The organism is Pseudomonas sp. GM_Psu_1 (genome assembly GCF_026544185.1).
Taxonomy (GTDB): domain Bacteria; phylum Pseudomonadota; class Gammaproteobacteria; order Pseudomonadales; family Pseudomonadaceae; genus Chryseomonas; species Chryseomonas oryzihabitans.
In genome coordinates this window covers 441,484-456,567 of sequence record NZ_JALNUX010000001.1, presented here as the reverse complement: position 1 = coordinate 456,567, position 15,084 = coordinate 441,484, and the positions used below count along the sequence as shown (strand labels likewise).

Sequence of the window (15,084 nt, the reverse complement as noted above, 5' to 3'; positions counted from 1 at the left end):
CTGGTCGCCAGGCGCTCCGCCTGGCACAGTAGGGCTCTCGCTCGGCACGGACGCCGTCATGACCCCACCCCTTTCCCAGGCCTTGAAGCGCCACTGGCAACGCCTGCGGCCCGGGACCAGCTGCGCCCTCTGCGCCGCCTGGCTGCCGGCCGGACTGCCCCTGTGCGAAGGCTGCGACAGCGAATTGCCCTGGCTCGGCCCCCATTGCCAGGGCTGCGCCCTGCCGCTGCCGGTGGACGGCCTGTTCTGCGGCGGCTGCCTGGCCAAGCCGCCGGCCTTCGACCAGGTGCTGGCGCCCTGGCGCTATGCCTTTCCGGTCGACACCCTGATCAACAGATTCAAGCACCGCGATCACGGGAGTCTCGGCCGTCTGGCCGGGGCGCTGCTGGCGCGGCATCTGCAGCACCTGTTCGACGAAGGTCAGCTGCGCCCGGAGTGCCTGCTGCCCGTTCCTCTCTCGCCCCTGCGCCTGCGCCAGCGCGGCTTCAACCAGGCCGCACTGCTGGCCGGCTGGCTCGGCAAGTCCTTGAAGCTACCGGTGGATGGCGGACTATTGCAGCGAGTGGAGGAGCAGCACAGCCAGCAGGGCCTGAGCGCCAGCGAGCGGCGGCGCAATCTCCGGCAGGCCTTCGCCCTGGTGCAGGACGCCGGGTTGGAGGGTCGCCATCTGGCCTTGGTGGACGACGTCCTCACCACCGGCGCCACCGCCGACAGCCTGGCGCGCCTGCTCAAGCGCGCGGGCGCCCGGCGGGTGGATGTCTATTGCCTGGCGCGGACGCCGCCACCCGGCGAGTAGCGCTGTCACCAAACCGTCATTTAGTCTGACTAGCCTCGCCTGCACACCGTGAGGGAGCCATCAGCATGCATAACGAGCAGACCGATCTCGAACGCCTCGTCCAACTGAGCCGCCGGCGCTTCATCGGTGCCGGCGCCCTGGCCGGTGCCGCCCTGTTCCTGGGCGGCGGCCTGCTCGGTCGCAGCGCCCTGGCCGACGCCGTCGGCGAAGCCGCGGGCAATCCGCTGATCGGCTTCGCCAACATCCCCGCCTCCACCGCCGACACCCTGGTGGTGCCGCCCGGCTATCGCGCCAGCGTGCTCATCAGCTGGGGTCAGCCGCTGCACGCCGACGGTCCGGCCTTCCGCCCCGATGGCAGCCCGAGCGCCGCCGACCAGGCCGTGCAATTCGGCGACAACAACGACGGCATGGCCTTCTATCCCTTTCCGGACGATCCGGATCGGGCGCTGATGGCGATCAACAACGAATACACCAACTACCGCTATCTGCTCAGCCACGGCACGCCGCCCAAGTCCCTGGAAGACACCCGCAAGGCCCAGGCCGCCGAGGGCGTCTCGGTGATCGAGGTGAAGCGCGTGGACGGCCAGTGGCATTTCGTCCAGGGCTCGCCCTACAACCGCCGCGTGCATGGCAACACGCCCATCGCCGTCAGCGGTCCGGCTGCCGGCCATGACCTGCTCAAGACCGCCGCCGACCCAGCCGGACGCGAGGTGCTGGGTACCTTCCAGAACTGCTCCAGCGGCGCCACCCCCTGGCACACCTACCTGACCTGCGAAGAGAACTTCACCGACGTCTTCGGCAGTCGCGATGCCAACCTGAAGTTCGACGCCGCCCAGAAGCGCTACAGCGTCAAGCACGCCAGCGTGGAGAACGACTGGCACCTGCACGACGATCGCTTCGACCTGGCGCAGAATCCCAACGAACTCAATCGCCACGGCTGGATCACCGAAATCGATCCCTTCGATCCCCAGGCCAAGCCGGTCAAGCGCACCGCCCTAGGGCGCTTCAAGCACGAGAACGCCGCCCTCGCCCGCACCCGCGATGGCCGCGTGGTGGTCTACATGGGCGACGACGAGCGCGGCGAGTTCATCTACAAGTTCGTCAGCCGCGAGCCCCTGCAGGACGATCCCAAGGCCAATCGCGACCTGCTCGACCACGGCACCCTCTATGTCGCTCGCTTCGACGAGGGCGATCATGATCCGAACCGCCCCAAGGGCCGCGGTCAGTGGCTGCCGCTGGTGCATGGCGAGAACGGCCTGACCGCCGCCAACGGCTTCGCCAGCCAGGCCGAGGTGCTCATCCACGCCCGCCAGGCCGGCACCCAGGTCGGCGCCACGCGCATGGACAGACCCGAGTGGATCGCCGTCAGCCCCAAGGACGGCCAGGTCTATTGCACCCTGACCAACAACACCAAGCGCGGCGAGGACGGCATGCCGGTGGGCGGCCCCAATCCCCGCGCCAACAACCTCTACGGCCAGATCGTGCGCTGGCGCGAGAGCGGTGACGATGCCGCGGCCCTGAGCTTCGACTGGGACCTCTTCGTCATCGCCGGCAATCCCAAGGTGCACCCGGGCAAGCCGGAAGCGGGCTCTCAGCAGATCAATGCCGAGAACATGTTCAACAGTCCCGATGGCCTGGGCTTCGACGCCGCCGGCCGGCTGTGGGTGCTCACCGACGGCAAGTACAGCAACAAGGGTGACTACGAGGGCATGGGCAACAACCAGATGCTCTGCGCCGATCCGCGCAGCGGCGAGATGCGCCGCTTCCTGGTCGGTCCGGTCGGCTGCGAGGTCACCGGCCTGGCCTTTTCGCCGGACTACAAGACGATGTTCGTCGGCATCCAGCACCCGGGCGAGGAAGGCGGTTCGAGCTTTCCCGAGGCCCAGCCGAACGGCCAGCCACGCTCTTCGGTAATGGTCATCAGCCGCGAAGACGGTGGTGTGATCGGCGCCTGACCGGCGAGCGGATAGCGCTCGAGCCTTCGCCATGGGGCTCGGGCATGCGCTAGCATCTCCCGGATGCAGGGTGGCAATCGCCATCGTCCCCCGTGACCGAGGAGCGCGCCATGTCTCATCCGTTCGAAAATCTGAGTCCCGACCTCGTCATCGACGCCATCGAAAGCCTGGGCTATCTCAGCGATGCCCGGGTACTGGCCCTCAACAGCTACGAGAACCGCGTCTACCAGATCGGCATCGAAGGCGAGACCCCGCTGATCGCCAAGTTCTATCGCCCGGATCGCTGGACCGACGCGGCCATCCTGGAAGAGCACGCCTTTTCCGCCGAGCTGGAAGAGCGCGAGGTGCCGGTGGTCGCGCCCCTGCAGCGCGACGGCCAGACGCTGTTCAATCATGCCGGCTTTCGCTTCGCGCTCTTTCCCCGCCGCGGCGGCCGGGCGCCGGAGCCGGGTGATCTCAATCAGCTGCATCGCCTCGGCCAACTGCTGGGTCGCCTGCACGCGGTGGGCGCCAGCCGCCCCTTCCAGCACCGCGAGACGCTGGACGTCCAGGGCTATGGGCATGCCTCGCTGGACACGCTGCTGACCGGCAACTTCATTCCCCAGAGCCTGCTGCCAGCCTATGAATCGGTGGCGCGCGACCTGCTGCAGCGTCTCGACGAACGCTTCGAAAGCGTCAGCTACGACGTCATCCGCCTGCACGGCGACTGCCATCCGGGCAACCTGCTCTGCCGCGATGACGCCTACCATATCGTCGACCTCGACGACTGCCGCCACGGTCCGGCCATGCAGGATCTCTGGATGCTGCTGGCTGGCGATCGCCAGGAGCGGCTGACGCAGCTGTCCGAGCTGATGGACGGCTACGAGGAATTCCACGACTTCCAGCCGCGCGAGCTGGCGCTTATCGAGGGGCTGCGCACCCTGCGGCTGATGCACTACAGCGCCTGGCTGGCACGTCGCTGGGACGATCCGGCCTTTCCCAAGAGCTTTCCCTGGTTCGGCAGCGAACGCTACTGGGGCGACCAGATCCTCACCCTGCGCGAACAACGCGCCGCCTTGGACGAGGCGCCGCTGCGGCTGTTCTAGGCTTGCTGCGACGCAGTGGAAAAGGCTGCGCCGTTTTCCACGCTACAGGCCCGGATACCCCCCTCTCCCTCCGGGAGAGGGCTGGGGTGAGGGTAAGCCGTGCGATGAACTCTTCAGTGGAAAAGGCTGCGCCGTTTTCCACGCTATGGCCTCGGATACCCCCTCTCCCTCCGGGAGAGGGCTGGGGTGAGGGTAAGCCGTGCGACAAACTCTTCAGTTGAAAAGGCTGCGCCGTTTTCCACGCTACGGGCTCGGATACCCCCTCTCCCTCCGGGAGAGGGCTGGGGTGAGGGTAAGCCGTGCGATGAACTCTTCAGTGGAAAAGGCTGCGCCGTTTTCCACGCTACGGGCTCGGATACCCCCTCTCCCTCCGGGAGAGGGCTGGGGTGAGGGTAGGACCCGCGATGAACTCTTCAGTGGAAAAGGCTGCGTCGTTTTTCACGCTACAGCACTGATCGCGGCCATGGGCCGCTCCTACAGAGGCGCGATGTATCGGGAGGAGCGGCCGCATCGGCGGGCCGCCATGGCCGCGATAGCGCAGTGGCGCAGCAGGCAAACGCTTGCTGTCGTCACTCCCACATCACACCGCCCCTTAGGCTATCCTGCCCGGACAAGAACGTTGCCTGCCTAAGGACCTCTCATGTCTGCCTTGCGCCAGGGTTATGCCCTGGGCCTCACCGCCTATGGGCTGTGGGGCTTGTTTCCGCTGTTCTTCAAGCTGCTGGCGGCCCTGCCGGCGACCGAAATCCTGTTCCAGCGCATCCTCTGGTCCGCCCTGTTCAGCGCCTTGCTGCTGCTGGTCTGGCGCCATCGCGGCTGGTGGGCGGAGTTGCGCGCCCACCCGCGACGGCTGCTCTGGCTGGCGCTGTCCGGCGCCCTGGTGGCCTGCAACTGGCTGGTCTACATCTGGGCGGTCAACAACGCCCATGTGGTCGAGGCCAGCCTGGGCTACTACATTAATCCGCTGGTCAACATCCTGCTCGCCCTGGTGATCCTCGGTGAACGCCTGCGGCCGCTGCAGTGGATCGCCGTGGGCCTGGCGGTGCTGGGCGTCGCCCAGCAATTGTGGACCCTGGGGCAACTGCCTTGGGTCTCCCTGGCGCTGGCGCTGACTTTCGCCTTCTATGGCCTGGTGCGGCGGCAGACGCCGGTAGCCGCGCTGCCGGGCATGGTGGTGGAGAGCTGGATGCTGGTGCCGATCGCCCTGGTCGCGCTGCCGCTGCTGACCCCGGGGGTGAGTCTGCAGGCGGAGACCTGGCAATCCTCGCTGGGCCTGCTGATCGTGCTGGCCGGGCCGGTCACCCTGATCCCGTTGCTGTGCTTCAACGCCGCGGCGCGCAAGCTGCCCTATTCGACCCTGGGCTTCCTGCAGTACCTGGCGCCGACCCTGGTGCTGATCCAGGCGGTCTGGCTCTACGACGAACCCTTCCCCCGCGAGCGGCTGTTCGCCTTCATCTGCATCTGGACGGGCCTTGCCGTGTTCAGCTTCGATCTCTGGCGCGCCAGTCGCAAGCTGAAGGCCGGATAGCAGAACGCCCCTCGCAAGGGGCGTTCGTCACCGCTGCGGCGCCGATCAGGCTTCGCCGGCGGTCTGCATGCGCGCCAGTTCCTGGGCGTAGAGGGCGTCGAAGTTCACCGGCTGCAGCATCAGCGCGGGGAAGGAGCCACGCACCACCATGTTGTCCAGCGCTTCACGGGCGTAGGGGAACAGGATGTTGGGGCAGAAGGCGCCCAGGGCATGGGCCATGGAGGCGGCGTCCAGGCCCTTGATCAGGAAGATGCCACCCTGCTGCACTTCGGCGATGAAGGCGGTCTCTTCGTTGTTCTTGACGGTCACGGTCAGGGTCAGCACCACTTCGTGGAAGTCGTCGCCCAGGGTCTTCTGGCGGGTGGCCAGGTCCAGGTTGACGTTGGGCTGCCAGTCCTGACGGAAGATCTCGGGGCTCTTGGGCGCTTCGAAGGACAGGTCGCGGATGTAGATGCGTTGCAGGGAGAACTGAGCGCCGTCTTCCTGGGCGCCATTGGCTTGGTCGGTCATGGTAGGGCCTTGAGTGATGAGTGTTGGTCAGGCGGACAGCAGCGGATCGAGACGTCCGCTTCGGTCTAGGGCATAGAGATCGTCGCAACCGCCGACGTGGGTGCTGCCGACCCAGATCTGCGGCACGCTGGTGCGACCGGCCTTGCGGGCCATCTCGCTGCGCAGCGCCGGCTGGCCGTCGACGGAGACTTCCCGGTAGGCCACGTTCTTGCGATCGAGCAGGTGCTTGGCACGATGGCAATAGGGACACCAGGCACTGGTATAGATGACGACGTCAGACATGCGCGGTCTCCAGTGGCCGATGAGGCGGCCACGCTAGGGGTTCACTTCACCAGGGGCAGATTCTCTGCACGCCAGGTGGCGATGCCGCCGTTCAGCCGAGCGGCGGTGAAGCCGGCCTTCTGCAGATCGCCGCACACGGCGCCGGCCTGCTGGCCGGCGCTGTCCACCACGATCAGGGTCTTGGCCTTGTGCTTCTCCAGTAGAGACAGGCTGCTGGCGACTTTCTCCTGGGCGATGTTCAACGCGCCGACGATATGCCCGGCGGCGAAGTCCTTGCTCGGGCGGATGTCGAGCACCACGCCCTCTTCGCGATTGACCAGGTTGGTGAGTTCGCCGGTGGACAGGCTGCGCCCGCCCCGACGGGTCTCGTTGAACAGCATCAGGGCGACGATGGCGAGGAAGGCGGCGACGAGCAGCGGATGATGGGTGGCGAATTCGACCACCCGACCGAGAAATTCCATAATGAAAGAACTATCCAAGGAGGGCTAAAAATGCTGGCCAGTATACACAGCCCCCCGATGGCGCCATACCCTCGCCGCCCCCGGGTTATCCGCAGGTAACCAGCTCATCCCGAACTGCCTCCTTGGCGGCTTCCGTCGCTCTGCCTAGGCTTGGCTTCCCTTCATTTCCGAGGAATCCAGCCATGACTTCCATCGCCCTGCTCGGCGCCACCGGCAACGTCGGCAGCCGTCTGCTCGACGAAGCCCTCTCCCGCGGCCACCGGGTCACCGCCCTGGTGCGGGAACCCGCGCGCCTGGCGTCCCGTGCCGACCTGAACGTGGTTGCCGGCGACGCCAAGGATCCGCAGGCGGCCAAGGTGCTGTCCGGCCATGACGTGCTGGTCAGCAGCCTGAGATTCGCCGACATCGCACCGGATACGCTGATCGACTTCGCCAGAGCCACTGGCATCCCGCGCCTGCTGATCGTTGGCGGCGCCGCCAGCCTGAAGCTGCCGGACGGCTCGCGACTGTTCGATGCGCCGGCCTTTCCCGCGGAATACCGCAGCGAAGCCGGGGCCGGGATCGCTACCCTGGACGCCCTGCGCGGGGTCAGCGACCTCGACTGGGTCTTCGTCAGTCCGCAGATGGTCTTCGCCCCGGGCACCCGCACGGGCCGCTTCCGCCTGGGCGACGATACCCTGCTGTTCGATGCGGCCGGGGACAGCCACATCTCCTACGAAGACTTTGCCGTGGCCCTGCTCGACGAGGTCGAACGTCCCGTTCATCACCGTACCCGTTTCACCGTCGGCTACTGAAACGGAAATGCCCCCTCGTTCGCAGCCTGGCCGCCTGGTCGGGCCGTGAACGCTGAACGGCGTGCCTTGCCGTTTTTTTTGCCGGATGTGACGGGCATACTAGGCGCTTCGCCCTAGAAACGTACGACCTCGCATGCGCCGTGTTCTCGCCCTTCTCCTGCTTGCCAGCGTTCTCGCTCCCGCCCTGGCCGACGATCGCGCCGATACCCAGCGGCAGATCGAGCAGACCCGCCGGGAAATCCAGGAGATGCAGAAGGTCCTCAAGCAGGTGCAGGCCGAGAAGTCCGGCGTGCAGAAGCAGCTGCAGGGCACCGAGACCCAGATGGGCGAGCTGGAAAAGCAGGTGGACTCGCTGCAGAAGCAGCTGGAGAACGGCGAAAAAAAGCTGCAAGAGCTGGACGGGCGCAAGAAGAAGCTCGACCAGTCTCGCGCTGAGCAACAACAGCTGATCGCCGTGCAGGTGCGCGCCGCCTACCAGAGCGGCCGTCAGGAATACCTCAAGCTGCTGCTCAATCAGGAGCATCCGGAAAAGGTCAGCCGCACCCTCACCTACTACAACTACCTGAATCGCACCCGGCTGGATCAGCTCGCCACCTTCAACGACACCCTGCGCGAGTTGCGCGAGGTGGAACAGGGCATCCAGCAGGAACAGGGCGCACTGGTCGCCCGCCGCGAAGACCTGGAGAAGCGTCAGGCGGAGCTGGCCGAGGTGCGCAAGGAGCGCCAGGCGGCGCTGGCCAAGATCAACGCGGACTACCGCGACAAGAGTCGCGAGATCGAGAACCGCGAGCAGGATCAGGCCGCGCTGAACAAGGTGCTCAAGACCATCGAGGAAACCCTCGCGCGCCAGGCCCGCGAAGCGGAGGAAGCCCGTCAGCGGCAACTGGCCGAAGCCCGCGCCGCCGAGGCACGGGAAGCGGCACGGCGCCAGGCGCAAAGCGAGCCGAAAGCCCCGCGCCCCTCGAACGCCCCGGAACTGGCGGTGTCTAGTGCAGCACCTGCCTATGGCGGCGCCTTCGCCAATGCCCGCGGCAAGCTGCCCTGGCCGGTCGATGGCCGTCTGGTGGCGCGTTTCGGCAGTGCCCGCGGCGACGACCCCCGCGCGAAATGGGACGGCGTCCTGATCGCAGCCGGGGCCGGTACCCGGGTCAAGGCGGTGCACGACGGCCGGGTGGTCTTCGCCGACTGGCTAAGAGGCGCTGGCCAACTGGTTATCATCGATCATGGGAATGGCTATCTCAGCCTGTACGGACATAATCAGAGCCTGCTCAAGTCTGCGGGTGACGTGGTCAAGGCCGGGGATGCCATCGCGACCGTCGGCGCCAGCGGCGGTCAGGAAGCCTCCGCCTTGTACTTCGCCATCCGCCAACAGGGCCGCCCGACGGACCCGGTCATCTGGTGCCGTGCTCAGGGATAGTGCGACACACCTCGGTTTAGGAGCTGCACATGCCGCATCGCTTTCGTCCCACCGTCCTGGTCCTCGCCCTGCTGTTCAGCGGCGTCGGAGTCGTCCAGGCGCAATCGTCGCAGAGCACGCCGGCTGCGGTGACGCCGGTCGCACCGGGCGCCGCGCCCGCGGCACCGGCCAGTGCTCCGCTGCCGCTGGACGAGCTGCGCACCTTCGCCGAGGTGTTCGACCGCATCAAGGCCGCCTATGTGGAGCCGGTGTCGGACAAGGTCCTGCTGGAGAACGCCATCAAGGGCATGCTCAGCAACCTGGATCCGCATTCCGCCTATCTGGAACCCAAGGACTTCGCCGAACTGCAGGAAACCACCAGCGGTGAATTCGGCGGCCTGGGCCTGGAAGTCGGCCAGGAGAACGGCTTCATCAAGGTGGTCTCGCCCATCGACGACACCCCGGCGGCCAAGGCGCGCCTGCAACCGGGCGACCTGATCGTCAAGATCGACGGCCAGCCCACCAAGGGCCAGGCCATCAACGAAGCCGTCGACAAGATGCGCGGCAAGCCGGGCAGCCCCATCGTGCTGACCATCGTCCGCGGTGGCGGCCAGCCGTTCGACGTCAAGCTGGCGCGGGCGGTGATCAAGGTCAACAGCGTCAAGAGTCAGCTGCTCGAATCCGGCTACGGCCTGCTGCGCATCTCGCAGTTCCAGGTCAATACCGGCGAAGAGACGGTAAAGGCGCTCGGCAAGCTGCGTCAGGAGAACAAGGGCAAGCTCAAGGGCCTGATCCTCGACCTGAGAAACAACCCGGGCGGGGTCCTGCAGTCGGCGGTCGAGGTGGCGGATGCCTTCATGACCCACGGTCTGATCGTCTACACCAAGGGCCGCCTGCCCAACTCCGAGCTGCGCTTCTCGGCCGATGCCGCCGATCCCAGCGAGAAGGTGCCCCTGGTGGTGCTGATCAATGGCGGCAGCGCCTCGGCCGCGGAAATCGTCGCCGGCGCCCTGCAGGATTCCAAGCGCGGCATCCTCATGGGCACCGACAGCTTCGGCAAGGGTTCGGTGCAGACGGTGCTGCCGCTCAACAACGACCGCGCGCTCAAGCTCACCACGGCGCTTTACTACACGCCGAGCAAGCGCTCCATCCAGGCCCAGGGCATCACCCCGGACATCGCCGTGGCGCCGGCCAAGGTCACCCCGCAGAGCGGCGGCGACGAATACTTCCGCGAAGCGGACCTGGCCGGTCACCTGGGCAATGGCAATGGCGGCGCCGATCGGCCCACCGGCAGCAAGGCGCCCAACCAGAGTCCGCGGCCGCAGGATGACGACTTCCAGCTCTCCCAGGCGCTGTCGCTGCTCAAGGGACTCAACGTCACCCATACTCCGTGAGGGCGGGACGCTGGCTACTGGCCGGGGCGCTCGCCCTGGTCGGCACCCTCGCCCAGGCCGCCACCGCGCAGCTGACCATCGTCATCGACGACCTCGGGCAGAATCCGGCGCGGGATCGGCAGGTCCTGGCCCTGCCCGCGCCGGTGGTCCTGGCGATCATCCCCGAGACCCGCTACGCCGCCGAACTGGCCACCGTGGCCCACCGCGCCGGACGCACCGTGCTGCTGCACCTGCCCATGGACCCGGCCGGCGGTCCCTATGCCTGGCATCCGGAGATGTCCTCGGCCGAGCGCCTGCAACGCCTGGACCGGGCGCTGGAACGGGTACCCGAGGCGGATGGGGTGAACAATCATGAAGGTAGTCGCATGACCGCGGACCGCCCCGCCATGGCCGAGTTGATGCAGGTCCTGCAGGAGCGTCACCTGCTGTTTCTCGACAGCCGCACCAGCGCGGCCACCGTGGCCGCGGCGGAAGCCCAGAAGATCGGCCTGGCCAGCGTCTCGCGCGATGTCTTTCTCGACAACGATGCCACCCCGGCGGCGGTGGCGGCCCAGCTGGCCGAAGGCGTGCGCTTGGCCCAGCGCCAGGGCAGCGCGGTGCTGATCGGCCATCCGCACCCGGCGACCCTGGCGGTGCTGGCCCAGCAGTTGCCGCTGCTCAAGGCCCAGGGCGTGGAGGTCATCGACCTGCCGCAGATGATCGCCCTGCGGGCCAACCAGGCCATGCCAGGGCACGGCCGCGCCGGTCGCTATCGCTAGCGAGCGGCCTCCAGGCGTCAGAGGTAATTGTTGGTGATGCTGTCGATCACTCCTTCCTTGCGCATCTGCTCCAGCGCCGCCCTGAGGCGTATCACCACCTCGTCAGGGGTGTCCTTGTTCAACGCCAGATACTGATCCACCTCGTTGAAGCGCAGCAGCGTCTGCAAGCCGGTCACCCCCTGCTGCTTGGCGAGATAGCGGCCGACAGGATCGGCGGTAGCCCAGATGTCGATCTGGCCTTTCACCAGTTTGTCGACGTTCTCCTGATCGCGCAGGGCGTCGATGACCGGAATGCCCTGGGCGGTCAGCGTCTTGCTGATCACATCGTTGCGATAGGTACCGATGCGATAGCGGGCGGCGTCCTTGAGTGTCTTGACGTCCAGCTTGCTGCCAGGCAGCGCCTGCAGGGTCCAGCTCGAGCGGCCGAAAGGGCCCACCCATTTGAACTGATCCTTGCGCGCCTCGGTGTAGGCCACGGAGAAGAGGCCGTAGTTGGGCGTCTCCTGGGTCAGCCGATAGATGCGGTCCCAGGGGAAGCGCAGCGAAAGGCTGTACTTGATGCCGGCCCGCTTGAACATCTCGCGGACGATATCGGTGGCGATACCATCGATGGCGTCATCGCGGGCGAAGTTCTTGTCATCGACCGACATGTTGAAGGGAGGATAATTCTCGGTCAGGAGCACGACCTGGTAGTAATCCGGCAACTCGGCACGGGCCTGGGTCAAACCCAGGGTGCAACCCAAGACTACACCTGCAAGACGCAACCACAGCTTTTGCATTGCAACTCCCTGGCGACGCACGGCCGCATTTTCGAGGTTTCGTCGAATTTCCCTTTACAACATTCAGCGCTCACTGCCGCTGGCTGCGCCGCGGTCGTCAGTCCTGCGTCGATCCCGGTCTAGCCGCCTGGCCGATCCGGAATTCCTGGCCTCTCGCGTCCACGCCACCGCCGGGCGACGCACTAGAGATAGTTGTTGGTGATGCTGTCGACCAGACCTTCCTGGCGCATGGCATCCAGCGCCTGCTGCAGGCGGGTCACCACCTCGTCGGGGGTGTCCTTGTTCAAGGCCAGGTAGAGGTCGGATTCCTGGAAGCTGAGCAGGGTCTGCAGATTGCTGACGCCCTGCTGCTTGGCCAGGTAGCGGGCGACCACGTCGGTGGTGGCCCAGACGTCGATCTCGCCCTTCTGCAACTTGGCGATGTTCTCCTGATCACGCAGGGCATCGATGGGAACGATGCCCTTCTCCTGGATCATCAGGCTCACCGCGGAATTCTTGTAGGCACCGACGCGCAGCCGGGCCGCCGTGGCCAGGTCCGGCACCTTGAGGGTGCTGCCGGACAGCGCCATGAACACCTTGCGGGTCTTGCCCAGCGGCCCGACCCACTTGAACAGCGGCAGCCTCGATTCGGTGCGCGACACGGAGAACAGCGCGTAGTTGGGGCTCTCCAGGGTCAGGTTGTAGATGCGATCCCAGGGAAAGCGCAGCGAGAGGTTGTAGTCGATCCCGGCGCGCTTGAACATTTCGCGCACCAGATCGGCGCTGATGCCGTCGATGGCATCGTCACGCGCGAAATTCTTGTCGTCCACCGCCATGTTGAAGGGCGGGAAGTTCTCGGTCAGCAGCACCACGCGATAGCCCGCTGGCAATTCCGCCCGGGCCGTCCCCAGGCCCAGGGTGCAACTCAACAGTACGGCGGCGATGGCCAACCAGGACTTGCGCATAGCTCTCTCCTCAGGCGACCGTCCGCGCCGATCGCTCGGCCCGCCGGGATCACAGATAACGATTGAAAATGGTCTGAACCGCGCCGCTCTGGCGCATCTCGTCGAGGGCCTTTTGCAGCTTCTGTACCACCTCGTCGGGGGTCTGCTTGTTCAGCGCCAGGAACAGCTCGCCGCTGTTGAAGCGCAGCAGCATCTTGAGTCCGGTCACGTCTTCCTGGCGGGCCAGGTAGCGGCCGGCGGGGTCACCGGTGGCCCAGACATCGATCTGTCCCTTGACCAGGCGCTGTACGTTTTCCTGATCGCGCAGCGCGAGATCCGGCTGGAAGCCCTGCTGGGCGAGACTCTCGGCGATGGCGTCGCCCTTGTAGGCGCCGATCTTGAGCTGCTGCTTGCGGACGTCGTCCAGGCTGCGCAGCTGCAGGTGGCTGTCGGCGCGCCCGAGCAGCACCCAGTCGTCCGGGCCGATGGGACCGACCCACTTGAACAGCCCCTCGCGCTCGGGCAGCCGCGCGGTGACGAAGACCCCGTGGTCGGGCTGATCCAGGGCCATGCCGTAGATCCGCTCCCAGGGAAATCTCAGGGTGAGGTTGTAGGAGATGCCGGCGCGCTGGCACATCTCGCGGACCATGTCGACGGCGATGCCCTTGAGCTCGCCCTCGCGAGCGAAGTTCTTGCCATCCACGGAGAAGTTGTAGGGCGGGAAGTTTTCCGTCAGCAGCGTCAGCTGATAACCCGCCGGTAGCTCCGCCCTGACCGCAGTCGTCGATACCAGCAGCAAACCGGCCAAGCAGGCCCAGATTCCCTTGCGCACGCCCCTCTCCCTGCCGGCACCGCCGGTGCTTAAGATTTTGTGGAGCGTATCACAATCCCTTTTTCGGCCAGGTACCGTTTAGCCTCGGGAATGGTGCATTCGCCGAAATGGAAGATGCTCGCCGCCAGCACCGCAGAGGCCTTGCCTTCGAGGATGCCGTCGGCCAGGTGCTGCAGATTGCCGACGCCGCCGGAGGCGATCACCGGGATGCCCACCGCCTCGCTGACGGCGCGGGTCACGCCCAGGTCGAAGCCGTTCTTCATGCCGTCCTGATCCATGCTGGTGAGCAGGATCTCGCCGGCGCCCAGGCCTTCCATCTTCTGCGCCCAGGCCACGGCATCCAGCCCGGTGGGCTTGCGTCCGCCATGGGTGAAGATCTCCCAGCGCGGCGTCTCGCCCGGGCCGCTGACGCGCTTGGCATCGATGGCGACCACGATGCACTGGGAGCCGAAGCGCGCCGCGGCTTCACCGACGAATTCCGGGGTGAAGACCGCCGCGGTGTTGATGGAGACCTTGTCGGCCCCGGCATTGAGCAGGTTGCGGATGTCCTGCACGGTGCGCACGCCGCCGCCCACGGTCAGCGGGATGAACACCTGACTGGCCATGCGCTCCACGGTGTGCAGGGTGGTATCACGACCCTGGTGGCTGGCGGTGATGTCGAGAAAGGTGATCTCGTCGGCGCCCTGCTCGTTGTAGCGGCGGGCGATCTCCACCGGATCACCGGCATCGCGGATGTTCTCGAACTTGACGCCCTTGACCACGCGGCCATTGTCCACGTCCAGGCAGGGGATGATGCGTTTCGCCAGCGCCATGACTGAGTCCTCAGACCTTGAAGTTGTCGCACAGCGCCTGGGCCTCGGCGACGTCGAGGGTGCCCTCGTAGATCGCACGGCCGGTGATGGCGCCGATGATGCCCGGGCTACGGGCGTCGAGCAGGTTCTGGATGTCACCCAGGTTGTGGATGCCGCCGGAGGCGATCACCGGGATGCTGGTGGCTTCGGCCAGGGCGCGGGTGGCCGGCACGTTGCAGCCCTGCATCATGCCGTCGCGGGCGATGTCGGTGTAGACGATGGCGCTGACGCCGTCGGCTTCGAAGCGGCGGGCCAGGTCGGTGACCTGCAATTCGCTGACCTCGGCCCAGCCGTCGGTGGCGACGAAGCCGTCCTTGGCGTCCAGGCCGACGATGACCTTGCCGGGGAAGGCGCGGCAGGCTTCAGCGACGAATTCCGGCTGCTTGACCGCCTTGGTGCCGATGATCACGTAGCTGACGCCGGCGCGGACATAGTGCTCGATGGTCTCCAGCGAGCGGATGCCGCCGCCGATCTGGATCGGCAGGCCGGGATAGCGCCTGGCGATGGCGGTCACCACCTCGCCGTTGACCGGCTGGCCTTCGAAGGCGCCGTTGAGATCCACCAGGTGCAGCCGGCGGCAGCCACCGTCGACCCACTGGGCGGCCATGGCCACGGGATCGTCGGAGAACACGGTGGAATCTTCCATGCGCCCCTGGCGCAGGCGGACGCAGGCACCGTCCTTGAGGTCGATGGCGGGGATGATCAGCATGGCAATACCTTGGCTCGGGGGTGAGGGCGAT

16 protein-coding genes are annotated in these 15,084 nt (G+C 66.5%); 8 read left to right on the top strand and 8 right to left on the bottom strand.

Annotated elements, in window-relative coordinates; translation table 11 throughout:
- The first annotated feature begins 58 nt into the window (after positions 1-58).
- The 4 genes from OXS31_RS02160 (at position 59) to rarD (ending at position 5,364) form a co-directional block, all read left to right on the top strand.
- Positions 59-796, top strand: a complete 738-nt coding sequence (locus OXS31_RS02160) for a ComF family protein (protein ID WP_260984933.1) — start codon at positions 59-61, stop codon at positions 794-796.
- Positions 797-861: 65 nt separating this feature from the next.
- Positions 862-2,751: a PhoX family phosphatase gene (locus OXS31_RS02155; protein ID WP_267397801.1), complete on the top strand. Its 1,890-nt coding sequence runs from the start codon at positions 862-864 to the stop codon at positions 2,749-2,751.
- Positions 2,752-2,861: 110 nt separating this feature from the next.
- A complete protein-coding gene (locus OXS31_RS02150; protein ID WP_267397800.1) occupies positions 2,862-3,836 on the top strand; it encodes a serine/threonine protein kinase in 975 nt (324 codons plus the stop codon).
- 640 nt (positions 3,837-4,476) lie between these two features.
- Complete coding sequence (rarD, locus tag OXS31_RS02145; protein WP_042134534.1) at positions 4,477-5,364, top strand: EamA family transporter RarD; 888 nt, start codon at positions 4,477-4,479, stop codon at positions 5,362-5,364.
- Positions 5,365-5,409: 45 nt separating this feature from the next.
- Here rarD and secB read toward each other — a convergent pair whose 3' ends face one another.
- The 3 genes from secB to OXS31_RS02130 are packed head-to-tail and all read right to left on the bottom strand — an operon-like array spanning position 5,410 to position 6,617.
- Entirely contained in the window at positions 5,410-5,874 is a 465-nt protein-coding gene (gene secB / locus OXS31_RS02140; protein ID WP_007159775.1) for a protein-export chaperone SecB, read from the bottom strand.
- 27 nt (positions 5,875-5,901) lie between these two features.
- Complete coding sequence (grxC, locus tag OXS31_RS02135) at positions 5,902-6,156, bottom strand: glutaredoxin 3 (protein ID WP_007159776.1); 255 nt, start codon at positions 6,154-6,156, stop codon at positions 5,902-5,904.
- Positions 6,157-6,197: 41 nt separating this feature from the next.
- Positions 6,198-6,617, bottom strand: a complete 420-nt coding sequence (locus OXS31_RS02130) for a rhodanese-like domain-containing protein (RefSeq protein WP_007159777.1) — start codon at positions 6,615-6,617, stop codon at positions 6,198-6,200.
- 182 nt (positions 6,618-6,799) lie between these two features.
- Here OXS31_RS02130 and OXS31_RS02125 point away from each other — a divergent pair, with 182 nt between their 5' ends.
- From OXS31_RS02125 to OXS31_RS02110, 4 genes are all read left to right on the top strand, one after another.
- Positions 6,800-7,411: an NAD(P)-dependent oxidoreductase gene (locus OXS31_RS02125; RefSeq protein ID WP_267397799.1), complete on the top strand. Its 612-nt coding sequence runs from the start codon at positions 6,800-6,802 to the stop codon at positions 7,409-7,411.
- Between the two features lie 133 nt (positions 7,412-7,544).
- The gene (locus OXS31_RS02120) at positions 7,545-8,828 is read left to right on the top strand and encodes a peptidoglycan DD-metalloendopeptidase family protein (protein WP_267397798.1); all 1,284 of its coding nucleotides are present in this window, start codon (positions 7,545-7,547) and stop codon (positions 8,826-8,828) included.
- A gap of 29 nt (positions 8,829-8,857) precedes the next feature.
- The gene (locus tag OXS31_RS02115) at positions 8,858-10,201 is read left to right on the top strand and encodes a S41 family peptidase (protein WP_267397797.1); all 1,344 of its coding nucleotides are present in this window, start codon (positions 8,858-8,860) and stop codon (positions 10,199-10,201) included.
- Positions 10,198-10,959 (top strand): divergent polysaccharide deacetylase family protein, encoded by a 762-nt coding sequence (locus OXS31_RS02110; RefSeq protein WP_027597485.1) that lies wholly within the window; start codon positions 10,198-10,200, stop codon positions 10,957-10,959. The genes OXS31_RS02115 and OXS31_RS02110 overlap by 4 nt, the downstream gene beginning before the upstream one ends.
- A gap of 17 nt (positions 10,960-10,976) precedes the next feature.
- On the opposite strand, the gene OXS31_RS02105 is transcribed toward OXS31_RS02110, so the two are convergent.
- From OXS31_RS02105 to hisA, 5 genes are all read right to left on the bottom strand, one after another.
- Positions 10,977-11,738 (bottom strand): ABC transporter substrate-binding protein, encoded by a 762-nt coding sequence (locus tag OXS31_RS02105; protein ID WP_027597484.1) that lies wholly within the window; start codon positions 11,736-11,738, stop codon positions 10,977-10,979.
- A 182-nt stretch (positions 11,739-11,920) separates the two neighbouring features.
- A complete protein-coding gene (locus tag OXS31_RS02100) occupies positions 11,921-12,682 on the bottom strand; it encodes a transporter substrate-binding domain-containing protein (RefSeq protein ID WP_027597483.1) in 762 nt (253 codons plus the stop codon).
- 49 nt (positions 12,683-12,731) lie between these two features.
- On the bottom strand, positions 12,732-13,493 hold the full coding sequence (locus OXS31_RS02095; protein ID WP_027600694.1) for an ABC transporter substrate-binding protein: 762 nt from the start codon (positions 13,491-13,493) through the stop codon (positions 12,732-12,734).
- A gap of 29 nt (positions 13,494-13,522) precedes the next feature.
- On the bottom strand, positions 13,523-14,305 hold the full coding sequence (gene hisF, locus OXS31_RS02090) for an imidazole glycerol phosphate synthase subunit HisF (RefSeq protein WP_007159785.1): 783 nt from the start codon (positions 14,303-14,305) through the stop codon (positions 13,523-13,525).
- Between the two features lie 10 nt (positions 14,306-14,315).
- A complete protein-coding gene (gene hisA, locus OXS31_RS02085) occupies positions 14,316-15,053 on the bottom strand; it encodes a 1-(5-phosphoribosyl)-5-[(5-phosphoribosylamino)methylideneamino]imidazole-4-carboxamide isomerase (protein ID WP_007159787.1) in 738 nt (245 codons plus the stop codon).
- Between the last annotated feature and the right edge of the window lie 31 nt (positions 15,054-15,084).